The sequence below is a fragment of the Alkalicoccobacillus plakortidis genome (genome assembly GCF_023703085.1).
Lineage (GTDB): Bacteria > Bacillota > Bacilli > Bacillales > Bacillaceae_D > Alkalicoccobacillus > Alkalicoccobacillus plakortidis.
The window spans coordinates 1,804,263-1,829,578 of record NZ_JAMQJY010000001.1; the positions used below are offsets into that span (position 1 = coordinate 1,804,263).

Consider the following 25,316-nt stretch of genomic DNA (forward strand, 5'->3'; position numbering starts at 1 on the left):
CAGAGGTTTTTAATTTATCAAAAGTCTTCTTGTTTTTTTGCAAAGATACCCACTTTTTTTGTCTTCTTCACTTCACCTTCAGATTTGGCCTTATTAATAACAACCAATATTGTTCTGAGAAGAATAATAAAATCCAACCACAGCGAGTAATTACGGATATAATGTAGATCAAACTTAAGTTTCTTATCCACATTTGTTGTGTATTTTCCCATCACTTGTGCATAACCAGTAATTCCTGGCTTAACAGTATTTCGGTAGTTAAACCATTTGTTATCCTTCTGAAATTGATCCGCAAAGAAATTTCTTTCAGGACGTGGTCCAACTAATGACATATCACCTATTAGCACGTTAATCAGCTTGGGGCAGCTCATCGATGCGTGTCTTACGCATAAAACGACCGATCTTTGTAATACGATCATCACCAGATTGAGCCAAGGTTGGTCCTGTTTTCTCTTCGGCATTTTCAACCATTGAACGGAATTTCAATATCTGAAATTGTTTATGATCCTTGCCTATACGATCCTGTTTGAAGAAAATTGAGCCTCCGTCTTCTAGTTTAATAACTAATGCAGCAATTAAACAGACTGGCAAGGTTGGTACTAAAATCGCCAGTGAAAAGACAATATCTGTGATGCGTTTTAATGCTAACTGAGCAACAGGCAATGTAAATGGTTTAACCTGCATAACCATTGTATCATCAAGTGTTGTAACGGACGTGTTCATTACTAATAACTCATTAACAGTTGGAACGACATAGACTAACTTATTGTTTTTCATCGCATGGAAAATGATTCGGTTCTTTTTATCTTCTTCAAGTGAAGAACTTAAGAAGACAAAATCATAGTTTAAGAGCTGTGATTTAAGCTGCTGTACACTCGATTTTTTATCGTAGTACTTCGCATTCCCGTTGTTAGAAAGGAATTGCGAGAGATTGTCTTCCATCTCATTAAATTCAGACTCCGCTCCAATGAACATTAGCTTACCTTTTCGGGAAAGTTGATTATATTTTGTATAGAGTACTTTCCAAGTAAGAAGCATCACAAACGCAAAAACATGAGCAAGAATGATAACAGAACGTGGTAAGGCAAATTCTCTAAATAAAAATGAAGCGGTCATTGTTAAGAGCATGATAAATGTTAATGAAACCGCAAGCTTTCGAACAATATCCCATACATCATACTGAATGAGTCGATCCACTTCATAGATACATATAAACACTACACTAATTAATAAAATCCACGGAATAACCGACATAAACGCTTCGATATTTCGAGGAGCAATCCGTTCGTATCGTGCTGTAAAAGCAAGTACGTACGCCATTATAATAATAAAGAGGTCTATAACAATGATAAATCCTCTGGCAAATTTATTGGGAAAAATATTTAGCATACAAATAACCCCTAGATTCATAGTCTAAAGGTTATTTTAACACACTCTTTACGGAAAACCTCTTCTTTTTTACAATTTCCTTTAAATCTTCACAGTTGTATACATCTACAATAAGGTGCGTTAGTTCGATTCATACAGGTCGATCATTTCATGAATGTCACCCTCTGCTTCGACCTTACCTCGATTTAAGACAATCGCTCGATCACAAAGTTTTTTTAATGGTCCCATACTATGAGAAACAATCACAATTGTTTTACCTGCTTCTTTCATCTCAAGCATTTTTTTATTACACTTTTTTTTGAAATCTCGATCTCCAACCGCTAATACTTCATCAATTAAGACAATGTCCGTCTCAATGTGAACAGCAATAGAGAATCCAAGTCGTGCTTTCATTCCAGATGAATAAAATTTAACAGGTGTATGAATAAATTCATCAAGCTCTGCAAACTCAACAATGACTGGTAGTAACTCTTCAATCTGTCGCTTTTTCAATCCGTAGATCGCACAGTTTAGACGAATATTCTCCATACCTGATAAGTCTCCACTTAAACCGGCACTTAACTCAATTAAAGGCATCAACGTGCCATTAAGCTTAATCTGCCCGCTATCAGGAACAATAACACCAGAGATTACTTTAAATAAAGTACTCTTACCTGCACCATTTTTCCCAATAATCGCGTAGCCTTCACCTTTTTTTACGGTGAACGATACGTCCTCCAGTGCTTGAAATTTGTCGATGGTCTTTTCATGCTTAAATAAAGAGATTAATTGACCTTTAATTGTCTTTTCCGTTGGCTTTCGAAACGCTTTTTTTATATGATTCACTTCAATGGCATTACTCATCTTACATCACTTCCCCGATCTTACGACTCATGACCTTGAAGAATTTCCAACCTCCAAAAAAGATAACCAATGAGAAAGTGATCGTATAGGCAATCATCCCCCAAGTTGGTGTCAATTCGCCACCATGAAAGATCCATCTGTAGATTGTTAATATTGTTACCATCGGATTTAACTGAAACAAAATAAAATATCCACCAAGCTGTTCCTTTACTTGAAGTAATGGATACATAACAGCCGACAAATACATCCAGCCACGCATGAGAAGTCCAACAATAAATTCAACATCTCTAAAATAGACATTTACACAAGAAAAAACAAATACAATGCCGAGTAGCAACACTGTCTGCAGAAGAATGACAAATGGTAGAACAGCTAGTCCAACTAATGGTATGGAACCATTAATGTACAACGAATAGGCTGCCACGAGTATAAGTGATATTAACAAATTGACCAGGCTTGATGCCGTTACTGTAATAGGAAACAATTCTCTAGGAAAATAGATTTTTTTAATCAAGGATCCATTTGACGTTAAGCTTTTTGTTCCTCTTGAAACAGAGTGTTGCGTATACATAAATGGAATTAAGCCCGATACAAGGAACAAGGTATAATTTTCAATCGATACACGCGCAATCACCATAAAAACTAACGTAAAAATCAACATCAAACCCAATGGCTCTAGTAACGTCCAAAAATAACCAAAAAACGTATTTCGATAACGAACGCGTAGTTCTTTATGAACAAGAAAATACAGCAGTTCTTTATACTTCAGAATCTCTTTCATTTCATCTCAACCTTACCGATTTGGACTTAACACTTTCAACGTTATATCATTATTTAATCGGTTTGTCACTTCTCAGTGATTTTCGTTTCTTCTTAAAAAACCAGTACTCTTTTTTGAAAAAAGCCTTAAAACAACCTAAGCCACGGAAAAAATGAAGACAGAAAAAAGTCCAAATGGTAGGTAGGAAATAGCGAAGTCCAGATTGTTTGATGATACCACGACTTGCCCAGCTTGGCTGCAGCAAGATAAAGCAACCCGACACCACCTAGCACCCAACGCATAGGCGCAAAGAAAACAGCAAGCAAGAGCACCGCTAATCCAATTAGAAAAGCAAACAAAGGAGCTTTATGTCTGATCCGTAAACTACCTGGAACAGATTGATCAGCAATCATCGTCCACGTTCCATCACCTAATGACTTTTGAATCAAGCCCTTTAATGTTAGCCGAACATAATACGTTGATTGAATCGATGTAGACATAAAAAAGCGCATTCCCTGATCCTTCATTCGCTTATGAAACTCAATATCCTCATTTCGCTTTAGGTCCTCATTAAAATACCCAACCTTTTCAAAGACCTCTCGCTTATACGCACCATATGGAACGGTATCAACAAATCCTTCCCATACCCCTTTAATAGTTCGAAATTTGGAATTTCCTACACCAAATGAATGCGAATAGACATATTGATTAATTGTTCCTTGGAAACCTGTTCCTTCAGAATTAATAATTCCACCAACACACTCAACACCTGGTTGCTTCTCTATTAGCTTAAGGTAATTCTCTAAAAAGTCCTCTGGAATTAGAGTATGCCCATCAATCCGAAGAATATAATCACCCCTGGCTGCTTGAATGCCAAGATTCCAAGCCAGGGGAAGGGTTTGTTTTGGGTTTGAGATAAGTTTAATGAGATTTGGATTAATATCTTTAAATGATTGTACCTTATCTACAGTTTTATCAGTTGACATTCCATCTATAATAATTATTTCATAATCTTGTTCATTAACTGTCTGCTCATGTAACTTTAAAATCAGTTCACTTATAAAGCGTTCTTCGTTTTTTGTGACAATCAAAACAGTAATTTTCACTGGTTCATTAACATTTCCCATCGGTATACATCTCCATGTATCGCACTTAATATCGTTTAATTAATCATTGTTTCTAGTAAAGCTCATTTGGTCACCTTCAGAATTCACAAGTACATCATAGCCATTTATGAGATATAGACCACCACTATTCACTAAATTAGTAGAGTCTATCGTTTCATCAACAACAATAGCAACTGCAATGTTTTTTTCATCAAACTTTATAGTAAAGCTCTCATGAGGAAAATTCATATAAGTAAATCCATAATTATCAGTCATCTCGTTTTCATCAGCACCATTTAAGACAGTTTTAGCGCTATCTTTAGTTTCTCCGAGCTGAGCAAGAAAATACTGATAAGAAGTACCGAATCTTTCCGGTAGTATCTTCACAATGTCATCCATGGATATTGTAGAATTTGAAATTTGATCTTCCGATAAAATTAAAGCATCCCTATCTATATACTTTTCTGAGTTATTGTTCTCAACTAGATAAGCATTAGATTCTGCATTTCTCCTATAATTGTTACTTTAGAAGCAAATGGTAAGACTGTATCCTCTATATTTAAATGTGCATCTTGATATAAAGCTGCTTCTTCAACAGAAATATACCCTTCCTTATCTTCATTAAAAAGGGATTCCTGTTCAATCTCCTCTTGCTCAACCAAATCTGCATTATCTTCTTCATTTCCCTCTGAAACACTAGTCCCTATAGTCGGAGAAACTAAGAATATCCCACTAATAATAAAAGCTAAAACAAATATTGATAGCTGTAATGGAAATGCTAAATTTAATTGTTTTTTGCTTTTAACTCGAACTTTCTTTTTTTTCTGAGTATATCTAGAAGGCAAAATATCCGGGTCATATGGTTTCTCTTCTGGCTCTATAACTTTTTTTTCCTGATGGTTAGGGGCCACGATCGTTGAGCGCTTGTCTTTTAACTCTTCCTTATGAGCTTGTTTAGCTTCATTTGAAAGTTTGTTAAACCAATTTATATACTCTTCGTAATTTTCGAGGACCGTTTTCGTTTCACCAAATTCTTTTAGCTCTCCATTATGAAGCCAGAGAACGCGATCAGAAATACTTTTTATTTGTCCAATTGAATGGCTAATAAAGATAATCGTTTTACCTTGTGATTTAAATTCATTGATTTTATCTAAACATTTTTGGTAAAAAGTTTTGTCTCCAACTGATAAGGCTTCATCTACAATTAAAAGATCTGGATTGGTATGCACTGATATCGCGAAACCAAGCCTAGACTTCATACCCGATGAATATTTTTTAACTGGCTGATTCATGAAATCTCCAATATCAGCAAAGTCTTCGATAGAAGGAGTTAGTTGATCTACTTCATTTCTTGAGAATCCATGCATGAGTAACTTAAGTTCAATATTGTCATAGCCACTTAAATTATTGTTAAGTCCTACATTTATTGCAATCAATGAAGGCTCTCCATTAATATCGATTTGCCCCTCTGTTGGTGGGATCACATGTGAAAGAATATTAGAAATTGTCGATTTACCAGATCCGTTGATTCCTACAACACCAACGGTTTCACCATCTTTAATCTCTAATGAAATATCTCGAAGTGCATAGAAGTTTCTCTGCTTTTCCTTCTTCATTGACTTTGGTGTCAAAATATCAAGTAGTTTCTCTGTATTCGTTCGATATAAGGTATATTGCTTACTCACACCTGTTAATTTAACCTTGTGCTGCACGTTAAAGCCTCCACTCATAAATAATCAACAAAGCTATCTTTGAATTTGTAATGAATGTATGAGCCTATAAATGCAAGAACAAGAATGCCTGTCCAGAAGTAGCTCATATATGCTAGATTTTCAAAAAACCAAGCTCTGCCTAAAAGCGTGTCACGAAATCCTTCAAATAGATAATAGAATGGATTTAATTGTAAAAATGAAATCATCCAATCAGGCATTGTATATGGTACCCAAACGATTGGTGACAAGAAGAACATCATTCGCATACCTGCTTGTAATAATTGATAATAATCGCGAATGATAGTAGCAATTGTTGAACTAAAAAGTGTAAACACATATAAAAATGTGAATAAACTTATTAAGTAGTACGGAAGCTGCAGTATATAGATTCCAGGGTTAATTCGATTAATTAATAAAATTATTGCAAGTATGCCCAACATTAATACAAAACTCATGGCATTGCCTACAATGACAATCGAAGGCAGTACACTAATAGGGAACTTCATTTTAGAGACCATTCGAATTTTTTGATGAACACTATTAGAACCTTGGAGGATCGTTGGACTAATAAAAAACCAAGGGATAAGACCGATTACTAGCCATACAAAAAAAGGCGTTTCACCAACATCTGCTCCGCCTCTTATTCCTAGACCAAAAATCGCCCAAAATACTAAGACCTGCATCAAAGGATTAAAGATTTGCCATAGCATCCCCAAATAGTGCAGCTGATACTTGCTACGTTGTTCATAACCTGCAAGTCTAAAAATGAGATGTTTGTTTTTATACTGTTCTTTTATGATACTAAATATATTTCTCATACCAAAATACCCTTCTTACTTTCTATTTGTCTACTTAAAATAAGACACCTTTTACTCAATCCATATTAGCAGAACAATCTTTTATACAGAATACATATATACCTAATAATAAATTAAAGTTCTCGCAATTACGACCTAAATTTTCAACCTTCGCTTTTCTGCCTTATTATGTCCATAAATTTTAATTTTCCATCAAAAATTTACACATAATTAATACACATAGCTAAAAGAGGTAAAGAAAATTTACCCCTTTCATTTATATATTTCATTGAACGTCTTCTTTTATTAGTTCATTTACAAATCTTTCACTCGAATTTCCATCTAAATCATCGAAAAAGTATTGGACAAATGGCTCGATACGTTCTGATTCAAATTCATTATTAGTAATACTATTAACTATGTCATCAGTAGACTTAGCTAAAACACCAGGAATAAAAGATTGATAGTCAAAGTAAAAATCCCGTTTTTGGATGTATTCTTCAACATCATATGAGAAGAATATCATTGGCTTTCTTAACAATGCGTATTCAAAGCATACTGAAGAGTAGTCTGTGATAAGGATATCTGTTATAAACAACAAATCATTCACTTCTCTATACTCTGAAAAATCATAAAAGAAATCTACATAATGATAAGGAATAGTAATTTTATTTTTTATGAATGGATGCACTTTAAAGATAAATACATATTCATCTTTTAATTCATTATATAACTTATCCAAATTTAATACATCATATGGGTAATGAGCAGAACTTTGTCCATTTCCTCGGAATGTTGGTGCAAACAAGATAACTTTTTTATTTTTCAAAAATGGATACTGATTATAAAGTTCTTCTCTTTTATTTTCTTTATATTTTTCATCAAAGAAGATATCAGTTCTTGGAACACCAATTGGAGCTACAGCAGCTTCATCTATACCGAACCCTTCAGCATAATGACGTACAATGTTCTTTGAACTAACAACTGCTTTTGTATAATTTCTGTGATTTAATGATTTAATTGATGGTCCGCCTGGTCTACCTACTCGGCTGTATCCAAATGTTTTAAATGCTCCTACTGCATGCCATACCTGTATCAAATCTGCTTCTTCACGTATTTTTAATGGATAAATTATAGGATAAAAATCATCTAAAATTATTTTTTTAGAAGTTGCAAACCAATATGCTAGTTGAATTGTCTCTTTTAATGTTTTCTTTTCTGTGATAGCAGATTTCAACATAAACTTGTAGTCATAATTCAATCCTTGCTTAAGCATATTTTCATAAACAAAGCCAAAGTTCCCATCCATCTCAATTCTACTATCTGACGCAAATGTTATTCTATCTTGCTTAATTGGTAGGAGGTTGAATAATTTATATAATGATTTGAAAATAAAACTGTTTCTTTCTTTTGCTTTCTTCGTTTCTTTTTTTGATGATGGATCTAGGTCATTAGGATTTAAATCTTTTAGTTTAGTCGCTTCAAGCTTGGAGAGTTTTTAATTTTATATTTTGGGTAACCATTAAATTATATTGAAGGTGTCTTTTTGCAGTATAGTATTCCAATTTTGTTGAATGGAAATTATTTTTCAGAAATCGATTAATATTTCCAAGCGGCACCTCTCGTTCTATTACCCCTAATGAAGTATTTAAGAGAGTAAGTTTTATAAACATGTTGTATGAACCATTAGGAAGAGGAGCTCCCCCTTTTGTAACAGACGAAAAGTTAATTTCACCTTCAAAGCCTGCCCACTTATATTTTTCTTCTTCAAAATTATCTAGGTCATGTAATGGAAATTCAAAACGTTCTTTTTCATCATCATTGTTCCTTAAAACAATCGCTTTATAAATATGGTCATCTTTTTCGAGAGGAATTCCAGAAAAATATGCATAACCATTAATTTTCATTAATCCGCCATTCCAAGATAAGTGAGTTACTTTGCGATTAATTTCATACAAATTGGCATCAGTGATTCCATCTATTGGCAGTTGTTCATCTTCTATTACTTCATGTGTTTGTTTCGTTCCCATTCTTTCCACTCCAGTGCCTACTTTTACTTATTACTAATTATCTTTTAATAAAATATCAACAAAACGTTTACTTGATTTACCATCTTTTTGATCATAAAATAAGTCAACAAATTTATTGACTTTTTCTTGATTGAAATCTTTTTGGTGTATTGAAGAAATTAATTCATTTGTTGTTTTTACTATTGGACCAGGAATAAAATCTTTATATGAAAAATAAAAATCACGATTTCTAGTATATTCATCTACATCGAAGGCAAAAAACACCATCGGTTTATTTAACAGTGCATATTCAAAGCACACTGAAGAATAATCAGTAATAAGCACATCTGAGATTAATAACAAATCATTTATTTCACGATATGCAGAGAAATCATAGTAAAAATCTTTATATTCTTGAGGCAATTTAAACTGCTCTTTTACAAAAGGATGTAATTTTAATATAAAAATATATTCCTCATTTAAATCTTCATATATGGATTTGAAATCGATTTGATCAAAGGGGAAATAAGCCGTTGTTTTCCCTTTTCCTCGAAAAGTAGGCGCAAACATTATTACTTTTTTACCTTTTGTAAAGGGATACGTTTTATAAAGTTCCTCTTTTTTACTTTTTTTATAGGAATCGTCAAAGAACACATCCGTTCTAGGTACACCTATAGATTTCACTTTCTGCTCTTCAATTCCAAACCCTTCAGCATAATATGAGATTACACTATTAGAACTAACTATAGCCTTAGTATAATTTCTATGTGTTCTTGAATTGGAAGATGGAGCCCCTGGCAAACCTGCTCTACTATGACCGAATCGTTTAAACGCACCAACAGCATGCCATACTTGGATAAGCTCTGCTTCTTTCCTAATTTTCAAAGGGTAAACATAAGCGTAATAGTCATCTACAATTATTTTTTTTGAAGTAGCTAATAAATACGCAAGTTTAACGTAAGTCAATGGATTTTTACGTACATTCTCTTTCAACATAAACTTACAATCAATATTCAGTTTCTGTCTTTTTATTTCCTCAAATATGAATAAGAAATTACCTGATAAATCACTTCGACTATCAGAAGCAAAAAGTATTTGATTTTTTTTTATGGGGATAAGGCAAAATGATAGGTACAATGATACAAAAATAAACTTAAAAAGACTTCGAGCTATTTTGAAATGAAACTTTTTAATTTTTTCATCTCCATTCAATTGAAACCACTTTCTTTTCCGGTTCCCAAATTCTGCATTTAGATTTTCCATTCCAAGACCGTCTTCCCCCATGCGGAGACTTGATCTTCTTCAAAAGCATGGCGTATATCATCAATATTATTTATCGTGACTACCTTTGTAACTAAATGATTTAGATAGCTAATTACTTCTTTATTTTGTTCTAGAAAGTCAACTGTATCAACAAAATCATTTCTACCACTTCTGCTACTTCCAAATAAAGTAATGCCCTTTTCCAATACCATTCTAGTGTTTATTTCAACAGGGTCTTCACTTACACCTAAAAGAGAGATAGAGCCTTGTGGTTTTATACAGTCTATAATTTGTTCAATTGCCATCTCACTACCAAGTCCACCCACACATTCAAATGCATGATCAATCTCTACATCAGATGGTATGTTATTTATCAAATATGATTTATCAATAAATGTAAAATATTCTATTTTACGTTTGGTTTTCCCAAACAAAACAACTTCAGATTCGGGATATTTATTTTTAAGCAATATCGATGTAATATAACCAAGGTTCCCATCCCCCCAAACTCCAATAGTCTGTTTACGATCATGAGATTTAAAATTAAAACGCGTAATCCCATGCATTGCTACACTTACTAGTTCTAAAAATGCGGCTGTATGAATATCTAGTTCTTTGAATAGTGGAACTAAACGATCATGTCGCATAAATACATAATCTTGCATAAATCCATCATATCCACTTGAACGAAAACGGGAAGATCTCAAGTAATTTTCATCCATGTGATCATCTTGTTCAATTGGCAAATTCGGAATCATTACAACTGGCTGACCGACTTCAAATTCCTCTTTAGGATCGTACACTACTTCTCCAACGCCCTCGTGTATGAGTGACATTGGTAATTTTTTTTCGAGTACTGAGGCATCTCTCTTACCTTGATAATACCTTTGATCCGCATTACAAACAGATAAAAATTTTGGTCGGATAATTACTTTATCTGAATTAATTGTCCTTGGTTTATAAGTGACTTCAAATTGACCAGGATAAACTAGACGATAGACTTGGTTTATCATACAGTGGCCACCTCTTCAGGATCCCTTTCAGCATAAGTCGAGTCCTTAATTATCGCTTCAGCCACTTTTAAATCATACGGTGTTGTTATTTTTATATTATAAACTTCGCCTTTAACTAATTTAACAGTATGACCTCTAAGTAAACATATTTTGGCAGCATCAGAAAGAATATCTCTTTCTTCTTCGTTAAGACTCTCATAAGCATTTTTCAAAGTTTTAATATTAAAACTTTGGGGGGTTTGACCTTGATACATTTTTTCTCGAATTGGTATATCAGTAATGGTTTCATTATTTTTTGATTCTACAATAGTATCAATTGCCTCAATCACCGTATCACAAGCACCAAATTCTAGTGCAGCATTAATGTTATCTTCGATAATTCGATGTGTTAGAAATGGTCGAACCGAGTCGTGTGTAACAATAATATCTTCATCTGTTGAGCCGAAAGTATTTTCTATATATGCAATACCAGACATTATTGTTTCATTACGAGTGTTTCCGCCTTTTACAAGTTTAATTTTATCCATTCCGCCAATATATTTCTTTATAATATCTCCTGTATAATTCAACCATTTCTCAGGTACTAAAATTAAAATTGCATCTAACTTTTGATTTAACAAGAATTTTTCAATTGTATGAATTAATATAGGCGTGTCGTCTAATGTAAGAAATTGTTTAGGGAGATGTGTATTACCCATTCTACTACCATTGCCACCAGCTAAAATCATTCCATAAATCATTATAAGCCTCCTTAATAAATGCATTCCGATATTTTATATAATTAACATTAACTTTACAATAGTAACATAGACATAACATTCCACTCAAATCCCATTTTTTGCATGAAATCATATTAAAGATAAGCCTAGCTCTATTTTTTAGAGTTCTTGTTTTATCCTTTACTTATATAAATAAAGGATAAAACAGGTTAAAGTTTACTGGTAAAATACTTACGAAAACCTCTAATAAAGATATTTGCAAACAAATAAATTTATTAGAGGTAATAGTAGCATTGTATGGGTTCTTATCTATAAAAGTTAAACCGCAACTATTGTTTTTGATTTTAATGCGTAACGTTTCCATATTACAAATAGATACTATTGTGAATTGTTCTCAATTTTTATACTTAGATTACCGTGGTCCTTTGTAAAATACGGAACTGCCAAGAAGTTAGAATTTATGGTTTTAGTTGACATAATAATATTTTCAGCCTTGTTATAGCCAAGTCTTTTCTCAAATGCAACGTTACGATCTTCTGATAAAATTGAAATATCTAATATGCATTGTTTTTTAATATTAAAATGATCTATTTTTAAATGAGCCTCAATATAATAATTGTCGTTACTAATTTTTATTACTTTTAATGGGAATTCAATGAAGTTTTTCGTTTCTCGATCATATAATTTCCCGATAATATTAGGACTTAATACTTCACTGTCCTTCACATTCAAAAAATAAACATTCCCTTCAAAACTTAAGTTAGAGCGTTCTAAAGTAACACTGGATAAATATAAATCCATATTTTCAACATTTATCTTCATTGCCTTTTGAGACTTGATAGTTTCAAACATTTCCTTCCAATTATCTGCGAATTTTTTTTCACTAAAATGGTGAGATGATTCAATAGCATTTTTCGAGAATTGATTTAATCGATCTTTAGTACTTAATAGCTCAATTATGCGGTCTGACATTTCTTTAATATTATCACCCTCTATCAAATATCCATTGTAACCGGATCTAATCATATCAGAAGGACCATATTTAATATCCATTGAGATTACAGGGGTACCATTTGAAAGACTCTCTAATACACTCATTGCAAAACCTTCATACTTACTTGTAATTAAAGAAATTGAAGAATTCTCTAGTGTTTGTTTCGGATTTTCAGTATAAGGTTTAAGAAACACGTTTCTAGTTAAACCTAACTCCCGAATCAATTTTTCGAGATTTTCTTTTTCTTCTCCAAATCCATAGATTGAAAGACTTGCATCCGGCAAAGCAGATACAACCTCTTCAAACGCTTTTATTGCGATATCTAGTCTTTTTTCTTTATGATATCTAGATAATATTGTTACATTATGGTCCATAGGTATCACTGGTTTGTCTAAAATGTGTTCACTATAATGAGGTATTACAAAATAATTTTCTCGAGAACCATATCGAGACTTTATATCATCCCTTTGCAAATTTGTCAGAAATACGATAGCATCAACTTCATTTAATCTTGATAATACAGCCCTATTTCCTAAGCGTATTGTAGACATAAAATGATAAGGTTCTCTTAGATGTGTACTGTGTGTCATATATATTTTATAAATAAAAGGGCTATTAAATGATAATGTCATATCATCAGTCCCTCTAGCTTCACCTATTAAAAATGTTGATTTTTCACCAACCAGCTTTTCTAAAAAAAAGTGTTGAAAATCAATAGTATTCCTAAATTCAATAGATTTATTGTTTACGTAATCGAAAAGCATTATCCTTATAATTTTTGAAGTTTCATTACTGGGGTTATATTCATGCCATTTTGAAAGATAGCAAATTCCTTCTTCAGTAAGAAATAGTTCCTGAACTAATTTATTATAAACCGAATCAAAAATTAGTATTTTTGTAAGAATTGATTCAGAGTTATAAATCTTCCTTTTTATTCTTGACCGTCTTTCATCAAAGTAGTCTTCTAGTATGGTAGAACCATTTATGTTTTTTCTTCGATACATTTTGTATAGCCCGTTAAGATAAAAGCGACTTATTGTTGAACTTTCTTTTACCTCTTGTAAAAACTGATACTCCGTACTTGGTGAATAACCAACAGAGTCTATATCCACTTTTGAATTAACAAGTGAACTCGAACAACGTTCCTTAAAGAACTCATTGATATTTGTCACAGTTGTATTATTATCTATGTATTTTCTTTGATACAAACTTCTAATGATTTGAGGATATTCCGGATCGAAATTAAAAGTGGCTATTTGAGTTTTTACACCAAATTGTTTTGAAAATACTTTACACCTATTTAACATAGCCTTCGTTAGGCCTCCAAAATTATAGGCAATTTCAGATGTAGTAATTAAAATTTTCTCATTCATAGACTAAGCTCCTAATTATAATAGTATTTCAAGTATAATATATAAAAAAAAACGATTCAACTTTACATATCAGGTCTCCGTTATTACTAATATTGAAATATAAACCAGATCCTGTTAGTTATATTCAATTATCAATGTTTTTTTCGACAAAAATACTTGTCCACATGACAACATCCGACTGCGACGGCTTTTTACGACATTTATGCACAACCTGTGGGTAATATCTATATATTGTTTTTTTAGTGTTTATCATATACTATATGTGGTATAGTTCATTAAATAAGATTGAAAACAAGGAACGTGATATGACATGCAAATCATATACGATTCAAAAACAGGCAACGTCAAACGGTTTGCAGCCAAGCTACCTTTTGAAGACAAGCAGCCTCTACATCAAGATACACACATAGATGAGCCCTTTATCCTCATTACCTACACAACCGGCTTCGGTAATGTTCCACCCAGCACTGAGGAATTTCTTGAGAAAAACGCCGACTATATAGTCGGTGTTGCGGCAAGTGGTAATCGTATTTGGGGGGCAAACTTTGCAAAAAGCGCAGATACCATATCTGCACGCTACAACATTCCTGTGTTCAGGAAATTCGAGTTAAGCGGCACGTCCTCGGCGTAGAAACATTTACACAGGAGGTCAACAATGCTACTACAAAAACAAAACAGCATTCCACGATGGGTTGAATTAAACAATCAGATTATGATTCGTAAAGAAGGTCAATTCCAATTTGATAAAGATTTAGAGGCCGTACATAGTTATTTTGTTGATTACATCAACCAAAATACGGTCTTCTTTCATGATCTTGAAGAAAAGATCAAATATCTAGTAGAAAATGATTATTATGAAGAGCACATTATTGATATGTACACGATGGAAGATATTAAAGAAGTCTACCAATTGGCTTATGAGAAAAAATTCCGCTTTCCTTCATTTATGAGTGCATTTAAGTTCTATAACGACTATGCGCTTAAAACGAATGACAAAAAGAAGATTCTTGAACGCTATGAGGATCGCATTTCGATCGTTGCGTTATTTTTTGCAAAAGGTGACACAGCGAAGGCAAAACAATATGTTGAAACAATGATTAATCAAGAGTATCAACCAAGTACGCCTTCTTTCTTAAATGCTGGTCGTAAGCGTCGTGGGGAGCTTGTTAGTTGTTTCCTTCTTGAAGTAAATGATTCACTAAATGATATCTCAAAAGCGATTGATATTTCTATGCAGCTATCAAAGCTTGGTGGCGGAGTATCTCTTAATCTTTCGAAGCTTCGTGCAAAGGGTGAAGCGATCAAAGATGTTGAGAATGCGACTAAAGGTGTTGTAGGTGTAATGAAGCTTCTTGATAATGCCTTCCGTTATGCGGATCAAATGGGGCAGCGTCAAGGTTCAGGAGCAGCGTATCTTAACGTTTTCCATAGTGACATTAACGATTTCCTTGATACTCGTAAAATCTCAGCGGATGAGGATGTACGTGTTAAGACGTTATCAATCGGTGTTGTGATTCCAGATAAATTTGTAGAACTTGCACGTGAGGATAAGGATGGCTATGTCTTCTACCCACACACTGTTTACAAAGAGTACGGAGTTCATATGGATGAAATGGATATGGACGAGATGTATGAACAACTTGTTAATAATCCTAACGTTCGTAAGGATAAGATGAATCCTCGTCGTCTGTTGCAGAAGCTAGCAATCTTGCGTTCTGAATCGGGTTATCCATACATCATGTTTGCAGACAATGTAAACAAAGCACATGCTAACAATCATATTAGTAAAGTGAAATTCTCTAATCTTTGCTCTGAAGTGCTTCAAGCGTCTCAAGTATCTTCTTATGGAGATTACAATGAAGAAGATGACATCGGTCTTGATATTTCTTGTAACCTTGGCTCAATTAATATCATGAACGTAATGAAGAACAGGTCTCTTGAACAAACTGTTGCGATTGCAACAGATTCGTTAACGCATGTATCAGAGACAACAAACATCCCTAATGCACCAGCTGTGCTTCGAGCGAATAATGCTATGCGTTCGATTGGTCTTGGCGCGATGAACCTTCACGGATACCTGGCTCAGAATCAGATTGCGTATGAAAGCGAAGAAGCACGTGACTTTGCAAATACCTTTTTCATGATGATGAACTTCTATTCGATAAAACGTTCAAATGAAATTGCCGAAAGAACAGGACAAACCTATTACGAGTTTGAAGGATCGACTTATGCAGATGGAAGCTATTTCACAAAATACGTAACAAAAGACTATTCTCCTAAGTTTGAGAATATCGCGGCACTCTTTGAGGGCATGAATGTTCCAACAAAAGAGGACTGGGCAGAGCTTGCTGAGAACGTTAAAAAGCATGGCCTATATCACAGCTATCGCCTATGTATTGCACCAACAGGTTCTATCTCGTATGTTCAATCTAGTACTGCTTCTGTTATGCCGATTATGGAGCGTATGGAAGAACGAACTTACGGAAACAGTAAAACCTACTATCCAATGCCAGGACTTGCTCCGACAAACTGGTTCTTCTATAAAGAAGCGTATGACATGGATATGTTTAAAGTAGTAGACATGATCTCAACCATTCAAGAGCACGTGGATCAAGGAATTAGCTTCACGTTATTCTTGAAGGACACGATGACTACACGTGATTTGAACCGCATTGACTTATATGCACATCACAAAGGTATCAAAACGATCTACTATGCACGAACTAAAGATACTGGACAAGAAGGATGCCTTTCTTGTGTCGTTTAAATAAATGAAAACTTCCATCAGAGAGTTGCAGAGCATCTCTCTGATGGCCCTTTAATAGGGGGATAAAAGGAGATACAAATCATGAACAGAGTATTTGACGCAGCAAACTGGTCAAAACATGAGGATGACTTTACCCAAATGTTTTATAGCCAGAATGTGAAGCAATTCTGGCTACCAGAAGAAGTAGCCTTAAACGGGGACCTTCTAACGTGGAAGTACCTTGATGATGCGGAAAAAGACGCATATATGAAGGTGCTGGCAGGATTAACATTACTAGATACAGAGCAAGGGAACACAGGTATGCCAATCATTGCTGATCATGTTGAAGGGCATCAACGTAAAGCAGTACTTAACTTCATGGCGATGATGGAGAATGCTGTTCACGCCAAGTCATACAGTAATATTTTTATGACTCTAGCTACAACCGAAAAAATTAATGAAGCCTTTGATTGGGTAACAGAAAATCGTTTCCTACAAAAGAAAGCTCAAATGATTGTTGGCTTGTACGAGGATATTAAAGAAGGAGACGACATTTCTCTATTTAAAGGAATGGTTGCTTCCGTTTACCTTGAGAGCTTCCTTTTCTACAGTGGCTTCTACTATCCACTTTATTTCTATGGTCAAGGAAAGTTGATGCAAAGCGGCGAAATTATTAACCTTATCCTACGTGATGAAGCGATCCACGGTGTATACATAGGTTTACTTGCTCAAGAAATCTACAATAAACAAACACCAGAAGTACAGCTTGAGTTACAAGCCTTTTCACTAGATCTGCTGAAGAAACTATATGAGAATGAGCTTGCCTACACAGAGGATGTCTATGATCAGGTTGGCTTATCCTATGACGTGAAGAAGTTTATTCGCTACAATGCCAACAAAGCGTTAATGAACCTAGGCTTTGACGCCTACTTTGAAGAAGAAGAAATTAATCCAATCATCTTAAATGGACTTGATACCAAAACAAAGTCTCATGATTTCTTCTCCATGAAAGGTAATGGCTATAAGAAAGCAACAGTAGAACCTGTACGAGATGACGACTTTATTTTTGAAACGCAAGAGTAGGCCTCGGCCTCTCCTGCGTTTTACCTTTGTTACAGATAGAAAGGACGTTGACTAATGGGAAAAATGGACGAACAAATTTTAGTTGCCCCACGGGAAGCTGTATTTCAATCAGAAACCCTCACTTTTCAAGGCTTAACAGGGGAACAAAAACAAACAGATTCAATCATGAAGCACATTAAAGAAACGTATAAAGAAATGCGCCGTGGTGATGCCGAAGAGGATCCGAGCTTCAAGCAGCCCATTCCATACGTAGTCATTAGACGGGGCTCTGAGGTTTTTGCTTACGAACGTTTAGCTGGTGGTGGCGAATCCCGTTTACATAATAAGCTTTCACTAGGCTTTGGCGGGCACATGAACCATATCGAAGCTGGTAGTTTTGATGACGTATTACGAATTAATACAGATCGTGAGTTAAATGAAGAATTACATTTGGCAGAAAGCGACAAAGTATCGATTCAGACAATCGGTTTAATAAATGACGACGAATCAGAAGTTGGACGAGTTCACATCGGCATCCTCTCCGTCTTAGATGTCGTTAAGCATGCGAACGTAGAAGTAAAAGAAACAGAGCAAATTCCTGGCTATTGGATGAGTCTAGAGCAATTAAAAGAGAAAGATAACTATGATCGTATGGAGACGTGGTCTCAATATGTCGTGGATTTATTAAAGGCATAAGGAATACGGAGTTAGCAAGAAACATTTAATCGTTAATAACAGCAGGAGCAGGTGCTTCGGCCATTCCAAGAGGAATGTGCAGCTAGCAAGAAAGAACGGAAATTGATCAAGAACGATTTGATCGTTAATAAGATCCCAAGTCAGTCAGCAAGAGATTGGCTTGTTTAAATAAGAAGAATGATGAGTTGAGCAAGAAGTACTGCCTGATATCAAGAAGGTTGTTGAGTGGAGCAAGATCACGAACCTGTTACCAACAAACTTATTCGAGATGGAGAAGTGGTCTCTCAATATGTTGTGGATTCATTAAATATCTACTAAAAAGATCAGTTCCCTCAATACCAAGGAACTGATCTTTTTATTTTTTATTGAGTGAGGTTACTTTTTAGGCGCTCGATATCCTGCATTTTCTGCTTCAGTTTCAGAACAGAAGTATTGAGCTACATTCTTTGTTCTCTCATAATAAGTGCTTCCGGGAACGTGGTAAATACCATTTTCGCTCCCTTTTATATCACAGCTGGCTTGTTCTTCCGTATCGCTTTGGCTTGTTTGGTCTGACTTAGTAGTCTGCTGAGCAGTTGCAGTTGCCTCTTCAAGCTCCGTTTCTTTCGTTTGAATCTCTTCTTTTAAATCTTCTTTATCACTCTCAAGTGAGGAGATTTGTTCTGATAACTCTTTCTTCTCCTCGTTTAAACTCTCATTCACATTTTTCAGTTCATCATTGTTTTTTGTAAGGACATCAATTTCTTCTTCGTTTTTAGCAACTTTGTCTTCTAGTTCCTCAATGGATTCTTGACTTATTAACTCTTCTTCAAGTTCAGTTATCTTGTTTTCTGCTTCAAGCAATTCTGATTTCAGTTGATCATTTTCTTCCTGTAAATCTGATACCTGTTTCTCCTGCTCCTGCGTTAAGGACTGTAATTCATCTAAACTCGGTCCTGCTGACACATTTGAAGCATCACCACATCCACTTAAAATTAACAGCAAACTAAACATAGCAACAATTATGTATTTCGAAATCAATTTTGGTTTAGTTGTGTTCATTTTTGTACTTCCCTCTCCTCTTATGTAAACTACAAATAAATACGAATCTATCATAATATTCGATTTATATAATTGCTACAGTTTCGACAAAAGCAGTCATTGCTCGCTATATTTACCAAGAAGAATGACACTTTGAGCAAGATGACTTAGACTGTCACCAAGAAGATTGACTAGTTTAGCAAGAATAACAGGAATATACCAAGTAGAATATCGGGTGGAGCAAGATCAGATGACTCTTACCAAGATGAATATCGGGTTAAATAAGAACCACTCCCTCTTACCAAGACGGATAACTGATTAAGTAAGAACCACTGCACCTCTCCAAGACGCATAACAAGTTAAGCAAGAAATACTGCCTCTCTCCAAGACGGATAACTGATTAAGCAAGAGCCACTCCCTCTCTCCAAGAGGAAGCTCAACCCTCTCCCTCAGCAGCAGCAAAAAAACAAGCGAAACGGCCATTCGAATTGACCGTTTCGCTTGTTTTAAATTTTAGTGAAGCGAGAACTCGTAAAGGATTCTAGATTTCTAATTCTCTGCTAATCGCTCTATTACTGCAGCCAACAATTCAGCTCTTTCTACTAGTGTATCAATCTCCAAATACTCGCCCTCATTATGTTGGTTACCGCCTTTTGGTCCTAGTCCATCAACAGTGGCGATCCCCATCGCCGAAGTGAAAGAAGCATCGGAGCCTCCACCCGTCGAGATATCGGTAATCGGTAGTCCAATCTCTTCTCCTACCGACTTAATCGTATCAAGCAGTTCAATTGTTTGGCTATTTTTCTCCATTGGGGGTCTTGTGATGCCACCTTTAAGAATAATAGATGTGCCCTCTACATCTGGAGTTGCACAGATTTCTTTTATTTTTTCAGCTAGTGGATCTGCTTGGTCCATTTTTGAGATTCGGATATCTACCTCAGCTTTGGCCGTTGGGGCAACTGTATTCACCGAGGAACCTCCACTAATCAAACCAACATTGACACTAATTCCATTTTCATGATCCGAGAGTGCATGAAGCTTAATGGTTTTATGTGAAAGCTCTTCAATCGCGCTACGACCTTTTTCAGGTTCAATGCCGGAATGTGCCGCTTGTCCTTTTACTTCTATCGAATATAGCCCTCCTCCTCTTCGTGAGGAGACCAGAGAACCGTCTACTCTTGCTTGGTTCCATAACAAGGGCGTGTTTCATTCCTTGTGCTTGTTCTTCTATAATGACTCTCCCTACTGGAGCACCAATCTCTTCGTCACTTGTGAAAAGTAGTTTAATTGACTTAAGAGCTTCACTATTTTCTTCTAGAAGAGCTTTAACTGCGTACAATGTTGTTACATGGCTTCCCTTCATATCTACAACACCAGGACCATAAGCGATTTCATCTTTTATTGAAAAAGGTCTCTTGGCTACCGTCCCTTCAGGAAATACGGTATCCATATGTAGAACAAGCAAAATGGATGGATCTACGGCATCTTTGTGCGTAACAATTAGCTGATTCCCGTATTCTTCTACCTCTCTCACTTCCGCATGCAAACCAAGATGTTCAAATTCAGTTTTCAAAATTTGCACGACTTCGTCTACACCTTTTTTGTTGTAAGAGCCACTATCTACATTTACAAGCTCTTTAAGCAATTTAAGCATCGAATCTTGCTGTTCCTCCAAATAAGCTTTCATCTAAAACACTCCAATCCTGTCTCTCTTATTATTCTACCACTAAAAAAAAGCTGTCACAAAAAGCGAGTACCATCCTTAGATGCTCACTGCTTTTGTGACAGCTTTCTTTTGTCTTATAAAAAACTCAACGTAATCTTAACCCAACCGATAATTGCTAACCATAGAGGCATACTTAGTAACGTTCCCCAGAGAACTCCTTCAAATAAGTTTCCTTCGTGCTCCATTATGCTCTCCCCCTTTTATAAGGAGTTTAGACAATTATATGCTGTCCTATTCATAAAGTATTCGCTTTCATTTGGTAGATTCCTTTATTTTTTATTTGGTTCTATTGGTTTATACAATTTTTCCGGGCGCCCCACCACTCCATAGGATACATCACTTATTGCATCGCCTCTATCAACTAAAGCTGCCAAATACCTTCTAGCTGTTGAGCGACTGACTCCAAGAGCTTCTACTATCAACTCTGTAGTGGCTTCCCCTTGATCTTGTATAAACTCTAGTATTTTCTGATACGTAATTTGATCTATTCCTTTTGCGTAAGGGATTGATTCAGGTTCTGCATGAGGTACTACGTTAAAAAGTTGATCAATAGAGTCTTGATCGAGTTTTTTCTGTTCGTTTGACCATGTAGTAACATTCAACCTGAATTGTTGATAGCGAGTCAGCATGTCCTTAAAGCGCTGAAAGATTAATGGTTTTGTCAGATAGTCAAATACACCATATCTTAGTGAATCGATAATCATATTTGCATCCTTTTCGGCACTAATCATAATCACATCTATCTGTGGATACTCAGTCTTTAATTGCGGCAGAAACTCTATCCCATTCATATCCGGTAGATAAATATCTAATATGACAAGCTGTGGCTCAAGCACTTCTAGCAATGTATCTGTTTCATGCTTTGAAGAAGCAATACCTACCACTCTAAATCCATCTACCTTCTCAACAAAGCGTTTATTAATCTCAGCAACTTTTAGATCATCTTCAATAATTAAGACATCAATGATTTGGTTTTGCTCCATTGAATTAAACTCCTTTTTAACCATTCTATTGTTCAATTGGGATTATCACCTCTATTGTCGTAACGGCCTCCGTGTTCGACCGATGATGTAGAGTTCCCTCTAACCCGTCAACCATCTCTTGAACAATACGCATCCCGTATCCATGATTCTTTTGTGTTTTTGTCGAATAGCCAGTCTCTAATAATGAATCAATGGAAAGTGCGCCTAAGCCTACTCCCCAATCCTGAACCATCATACTTAATGATTTGTCAGTGTACGTAAAAGAAATGGCGATTTTTTTTTGTTGTGCTCCTGGTTTAAGTACAGCATCCATTGCATTGTCTAACAGATTTCCCACAATGGTTAACACCGGCCGTTTTTGCTTATTATCAAGTGCAATTGGCTGTTCAGAAAGCAGGATATCACAGTCAATTCCTTTTTCCTCTGCTTGGTGCTGCTTGCCTATTAACAATGCGTGTAGCCAGCTATCTACTTGTTTATCAGTAAATGTGCTTGTTTTCTTAAACTGCGCCTGTGATTCCTCATCAATATAATCAATGGCTTCTTGATATGATTCAAGCTGCAGTAGTCCAGACAACACATATAGTTTATTGGAAAATTCATGTGTTTGCGCTCGTAATGCGTCTGCATAATCTTGCGTTTGACTAAGGCGTTCTGTTAACTCTATAAAATCAGATGTGTCTCTAAGGCTAAAAACAGTGCCCATCCACTCCTTTCCTTTATTCCAGATCGGCACTTTTTGAACAACAATTCCTTTGGTCATTGAAATGGCTTCTTGATTTTTGTTTGTTCCGTCACTTTGTAACGATAACTCCGTAAGCACTGGTGAGTGGTCCATATCCGACATTGATGTACCTGTATAATCATTCTCAGGATCTAGATTTAATAGTTTCTTCGCTCGAGTGTTCATTAACGTAATCTCACCAATTTGGTTAAACGCTACTAACCCTTCTCCAACCGATTCAACAATGGCTTGTTTCTCCTGATAAAGTCGTCCAATCTCATTTGGCTCCATACCTAATGTTGCACGCTTTAGACTTCTTGTAATAAATACTGTACCTAAAAGACCCAAAATTAACGTTCCAAGTCCAATGAAGAGAACAATTCTTTCATATACTAGCGCAGTAGACTCAATTCCTTCTGCTAAAAAACCAACTGAGACAAAACCAATCACATTACCTTCAGACATAATTGGCGCTTTTCCTCTTACTGAAAGCCCTAAAGAGCCTTCCGCTTTTGAAATAATTGAGCGTCCTTCAAGTAAAACTGGATCGTTGTCACCCCCAACAGAAGGGAGACCAATTCTTGATTGTTTAGGGTGGTAATAACGAATTCCTTCATGGTTAGCAATTGTGATAAATTCAGCTTCACTCACTTCAAACGCAGCTTTTGCCGTTTGGTTCATCGCGGCAGCCGGATCATTTGATTGAAAGGCATCAATAATGGTTTGATTCAGCGCAAGTGTTTCCGCTACATCAAGAGCTCGTTGCCCAATTTCCTGTTCTAATGCATCCTCAATGACTTTCTGAAAAGAAATGCCTAAAATGCTGATAATAGATAAAATCAATACAATAATCAACAGCATTAATTTATATTGAAATTTCATTGGTTACACTCCCACAACTTTGACCAACCAATTCTACTAGCAATTGTTTGTTACGGCTATTATAGCATTGACATCCTACCACACCGAAACCAACGCAACTGAAACGTAAAAAGCTCAAAAAAAGGAGAGCACCCAGTTAAGGGGCCCTCCTCCTTCTGAACCTTTCTGACCTTTATGCAGTCAGACCGCGCGTGCGCAGGTGGTTCATTTTGTTGCGAGAATCCGCAACTACGTTAAGCCTTGTACAATCAACTTTCACTGAACCACCTCCTTTCGATTGAGTTTATTATACTAGCTGCATGTCCATTTTGTAAAGACTTATTTTTCGGAATATTTAAGTTAATAAAGACAAATTAAAAAAAATGGTTTAGATTTATCGGAACACGGGAAGTATTGATAATAAGATCAACAAGTGAGAATTAGTCTCCTTAAGATCAAGACAAAATAAAAAAGACAAGGTATGTCCCTGTCTTTGTAACGTATGAATTTAACGTACTAAATGTTAACGAATGCGTTTAACGAATCATTTACCTGTACCCCTATAATATGAAACTATCGGGGCGAAGTCAACCATTTATTCGTGAAGTTCTATCATTTTCTGACAGAAACAGATTCTACAAAGGGCGTAACCGTGTTACGGCCTTTTTCTGTTAATGCTAGGCTAGGCTTGACTTCCCCTGTACTCAGATCCTTATTAATGGTCCCAATTAACTTCCTAACCTTTAATAAATCAATTAGTTCACTAGCGGAATTTGCCGGAATTGAGAACTTAAGAGAATATTGGTTTCTAAGCCATGGTGCACCGAGGTACAAATCACTATCTCCGTACTTCTTCTCCCATTCATCAATAAATTGCAAGGACTGCTCCACATAAGCATCTAACTCATATTCTTGCTCTTCTAATTTAAGAAAGTTCCCTAAATCTTCACTATGGTGCGAGTAATTTGTAATATCTGTATGTTTAGGTGCTGCCTCTGATAAATAAAATAAGTGTACTTGTTTCCCTTTATACATAAGACGACTCATAATCGGAACCATATCACTATCAGCGGTCACAAACACATAACACGATATACTTTCATCCTTAAATGTACTTTCAATTGCATCAATACATAATTCGATATCTGATGAATTCTTTCTAGAATCTCCATCCTTATCGTTTGAATACACATGTTTAATTTGAATACGTTGTTTTTGCAAGTCCGTTAGACTCGAACGAATGCGTTGAAAATCTGCGTATGCTCGAAATGTACGAACACGGTCCTGTCCATATCGCTCCCATAAGCATTGAAACAGGTTTTTGCTTTTTTCTTCATGATTAGGGTTATGATTATATCGGTTCATTAACGTCCAGTATACATTATCATAATCTACAAAAATCGCTACATTATCATCTGGTAAGTTTGCATCATAATTAGAATGGAGCAAGGCATCTAGCTTCTTTATAAATTGGTCATTTATTTGGTCTTTCATTTCCATGGGTGTTGCTCCCTTCTGGC

23 protein-coding genes and 1 pseudogene are annotated in these 25,316 nt (G+C 35.4%); 4 read left to right on the forward strand and 20 right to left on the reverse strand.

Annotation, left to right across the window (positions count from 1 at the left end; genetic code table 11):
• Positions 1-17: 17 nt before the first annotated feature.
• The 14 genes from NDM98_RS09685 to NDM98_RS09750 all read right to left on the reverse strand — a co-directional run bounded on the left by NDM98_RS09685 (position 18) and on the right by NDM98_RS09750 (position 13,978).
• The gene (locus tag NDM98_RS09685) at positions 18-332 is read right to left on the reverse strand and encodes a sugar transferase (RefSeq protein WP_251606858.1); all 315 of its coding nucleotides are present in this window, start codon (positions 330-332) and stop codon (positions 18-20) included.
• Positions 333-348: 16 nt separating this feature from the next.
• A complete protein-coding gene (locus NDM98_RS09690; RefSeq protein WP_251606860.1) occupies positions 349-1,389 on the reverse strand; it encodes a sugar transferase in 1,041 nt (346 codons plus the stop codon).
• A gap of 120 nt (positions 1,390-1,509) precedes the next feature.
• Positions 1,510-2,232 (reverse strand): ABC transporter ATP-binding protein, encoded by a 723-nt coding sequence (locus NDM98_RS09695; protein WP_251606863.1) that lies wholly within the window; start codon positions 2,230-2,232, stop codon positions 1,510-1,512.
• 1 nt (position 2,233) lies between these two features.
• On the reverse strand, positions 2,234-3,013 hold the full coding sequence (locus NDM98_RS09700) for an ABC transporter permease (RefSeq protein WP_251606864.1): 780 nt from the start codon (positions 3,011-3,013) through the stop codon (positions 2,234-2,236).
• 125 nt (positions 3,014-3,138) lie between these two features.
• A complete protein-coding gene (locus NDM98_RS09705) occupies positions 3,139-4,119 on the reverse strand; it encodes a glycosyltransferase family 2 protein (RefSeq protein ID WP_251606866.1) in 981 nt (326 codons plus the stop codon).
• 39 nt (positions 4,120-4,158) lie between these two features.
• The gene (locus NDM98_RS09710; protein WP_251606868.1) at positions 4,159-4,485 is read right to left on the reverse strand and encodes a hypothetical protein; all 327 of its coding nucleotides are present in this window, start codon (positions 4,483-4,485) and stop codon (positions 4,159-4,161) included.
• 95 nt (positions 4,486-4,580) lie between these two features.
• Positions 4,581-5,810 (reverse strand): teichoic acids export ABC transporter ATP-binding subunit TagH, encoded by a 1,230-nt coding sequence (gene tagH, locus NDM98_RS09715; protein ID WP_251606871.1) that lies wholly within the window; start codon positions 5,808-5,810, stop codon positions 4,581-4,583.
• Between the two features lie 14 nt (positions 5,811-5,824).
• The gene (locus NDM98_RS09720; RefSeq protein WP_251606874.1) at positions 5,825-6,628 is read right to left on the reverse strand and encodes an ABC transporter permease; all 804 of its coding nucleotides are present in this window, start codon (positions 6,626-6,628) and stop codon (positions 5,825-5,827) included.
• A 265-nt stretch (positions 6,629-6,893) separates the two neighbouring features.
• Complete coding sequence (locus tag NDM98_RS09725; protein WP_251609062.1) at positions 6,894-8,000, reverse strand: CDP-glycerol glycerophosphotransferase family protein; 1,107 nt, start codon at positions 7,998-8,000, stop codon at positions 6,894-6,896.
• An 88-nt stretch (positions 8,001-8,088) separates the two neighbouring features.
• On the reverse strand, positions 8,089-8,637 hold the full coding sequence (locus NDM98_RS09730; RefSeq protein WP_251606876.1) for a hypothetical protein: 549 nt from the start codon (positions 8,635-8,637) through the stop codon (positions 8,089-8,091).
• 33 nt (positions 8,638-8,670) lie between these two features.
• On the reverse strand, positions 8,671-9,900 hold the full coding sequence (locus NDM98_RS09735; RefSeq protein ID WP_251606878.1) for a CDP-glycerol glycerophosphotransferase family protein: 1,230 nt from the start codon (positions 9,898-9,900) through the stop codon (positions 8,671-8,673).
• The gene (locus NDM98_RS09740; RefSeq protein ID WP_251606885.1) at positions 9,867-10,892 is read right to left on the reverse strand and encodes a ribitol-5-phosphate dehydrogenase; all 1,026 of its coding nucleotides are present in this window, start codon (positions 10,890-10,892) and stop codon (positions 9,867-9,869) included. The genes NDM98_RS09735 and NDM98_RS09740 overlap by 34 nt, the downstream gene beginning before the upstream one ends.
• Positions 10,889-11,632, reverse strand: coding sequence for an IspD/TarI family cytidylyltransferase (locus NDM98_RS09745; protein ID WP_251606886.1), 744 nt, complete (start codon positions 11,630-11,632; stop codon positions 10,889-10,891). The genes NDM98_RS09740 and NDM98_RS09745 overlap by 4 nt, the downstream gene beginning before the upstream one ends.
• Before the next feature lie 357 nt (positions 11,633-11,989).
• Complete coding sequence (locus tag NDM98_RS09750; protein WP_251606887.1) at positions 11,990-13,978, reverse strand: glycosyltransferase; 1,989 nt, start codon at positions 13,976-13,978, stop codon at positions 11,990-11,992.
• Between the two features lie 310 nt (positions 13,979-14,288).
• Between NDM98_RS09750 and nrdI the strand changes: the two are divergent.
• The 4 genes and pseudogenes from nrdI (at position 14,289) to NDM98_RS09770 (ending at position 18,482) form a co-directional block, all read left to right on the forward strand.
• A pseudogene (gene nrdI / locus NDM98_RS09755) lies at positions 14,289-14,674 on the forward strand (class Ib ribonucleoside-diphosphate reductase assembly flavoprotein NrdI).
• A complete protein-coding gene (nrdE, locus tag NDM98_RS09760; protein WP_251606888.1) occupies positions 14,634-16,745 on the forward strand; it encodes a class 1b ribonucleoside-diphosphate reductase subunit alpha in 2,112 nt (703 codons plus the stop codon). Before nrdI ends, nrdE begins: the two are co-directional and overlap by 41 nt.
• 81 nt (positions 16,746-16,826) lie before the next feature.
• The gene (gene nrdF / locus NDM98_RS09765; protein ID WP_251606890.1) at positions 16,827-17,807 is read left to right on the forward strand and encodes a class 1b ribonucleoside-diphosphate reductase subunit beta; all 981 of its coding nucleotides are present in this window, start codon (positions 16,827-16,829) and stop codon (positions 17,805-17,807) included.
• A 54-nt stretch (positions 17,808-17,861) separates the two neighbouring features.
• On the forward strand, positions 17,862-18,482 hold the full coding sequence (locus NDM98_RS09770; RefSeq protein WP_251606892.1) for a hypothetical protein: 621 nt from the start codon (positions 17,862-17,864) through the stop codon (positions 18,480-18,482).
• A gap of 375 nt (positions 18,483-18,857) precedes the next feature.
• Here the strand turns inward: NDM98_RS09770 and NDM98_RS09775 are convergent, their stop codons facing one another.
• The 6 genes from NDM98_RS09775 to NDM98_RS09795 all read right to left on the reverse strand — a co-directional run bounded on the left by NDM98_RS09775 (position 18,858) and on the right by NDM98_RS09795 (position 25,296).
• Positions 18,858-19,523 carry a sunset domain-containing protein gene (locus tag NDM98_RS09775; protein ID WP_251606894.1) on the reverse strand — a complete coding sequence of 222 codons (666 nt, stop codon included), beginning with the start codon at positions 19,521-19,523 and terminating at the stop codon, positions 18,858-18,860.
• Between the two features lie 528 nt (positions 19,524-20,051).
• The gene (locus tag NDM98_RS23995) at positions 20,052-20,699 is read right to left on the reverse strand and encodes a M20/M25/M40 family metallo-hydrolase (protein ID WP_307728765.1); all 648 of its coding nucleotides are present in this window, start codon (positions 20,697-20,699) and stop codon (positions 20,052-20,054) included.
• Complete coding sequence (locus NDM98_RS24000; RefSeq protein ID WP_307728766.1) at positions 20,593-21,189, reverse strand: M20/M25/M40 family metallo-hydrolase; 597 nt, start codon at positions 21,187-21,189, stop codon at positions 20,593-20,595. The genes NDM98_RS23995 and NDM98_RS24000 overlap by 107 nt, the downstream gene beginning before the upstream one ends.
• Positions 21,190-21,497: 308 nt before the next feature.
• Complete coding sequence (locus NDM98_RS09785; protein WP_251606896.1) at positions 21,498-22,211, reverse strand: response regulator; 714 nt, start codon at positions 22,209-22,211, stop codon at positions 21,498-21,500.
• 25 nt (positions 22,212-22,236) lie between these two features.
• The gene (locus NDM98_RS09790) at positions 22,237-23,817 is read right to left on the reverse strand and encodes an ATP-binding protein (RefSeq protein ID WP_251606899.1); all 1,581 of its coding nucleotides are present in this window, start codon (positions 23,815-23,817) and stop codon (positions 22,237-22,239) included.
• A gap of 591 nt (positions 23,818-24,408) precedes the next feature.
• A complete protein-coding gene (locus NDM98_RS09795) occupies positions 24,409-25,296 on the reverse strand; it encodes an NYN domain-containing protein (RefSeq protein ID WP_251606902.1) in 888 nt (295 codons plus the stop codon).
• Positions 25,297-25,316 lie beyond the last annotated feature (20 nt).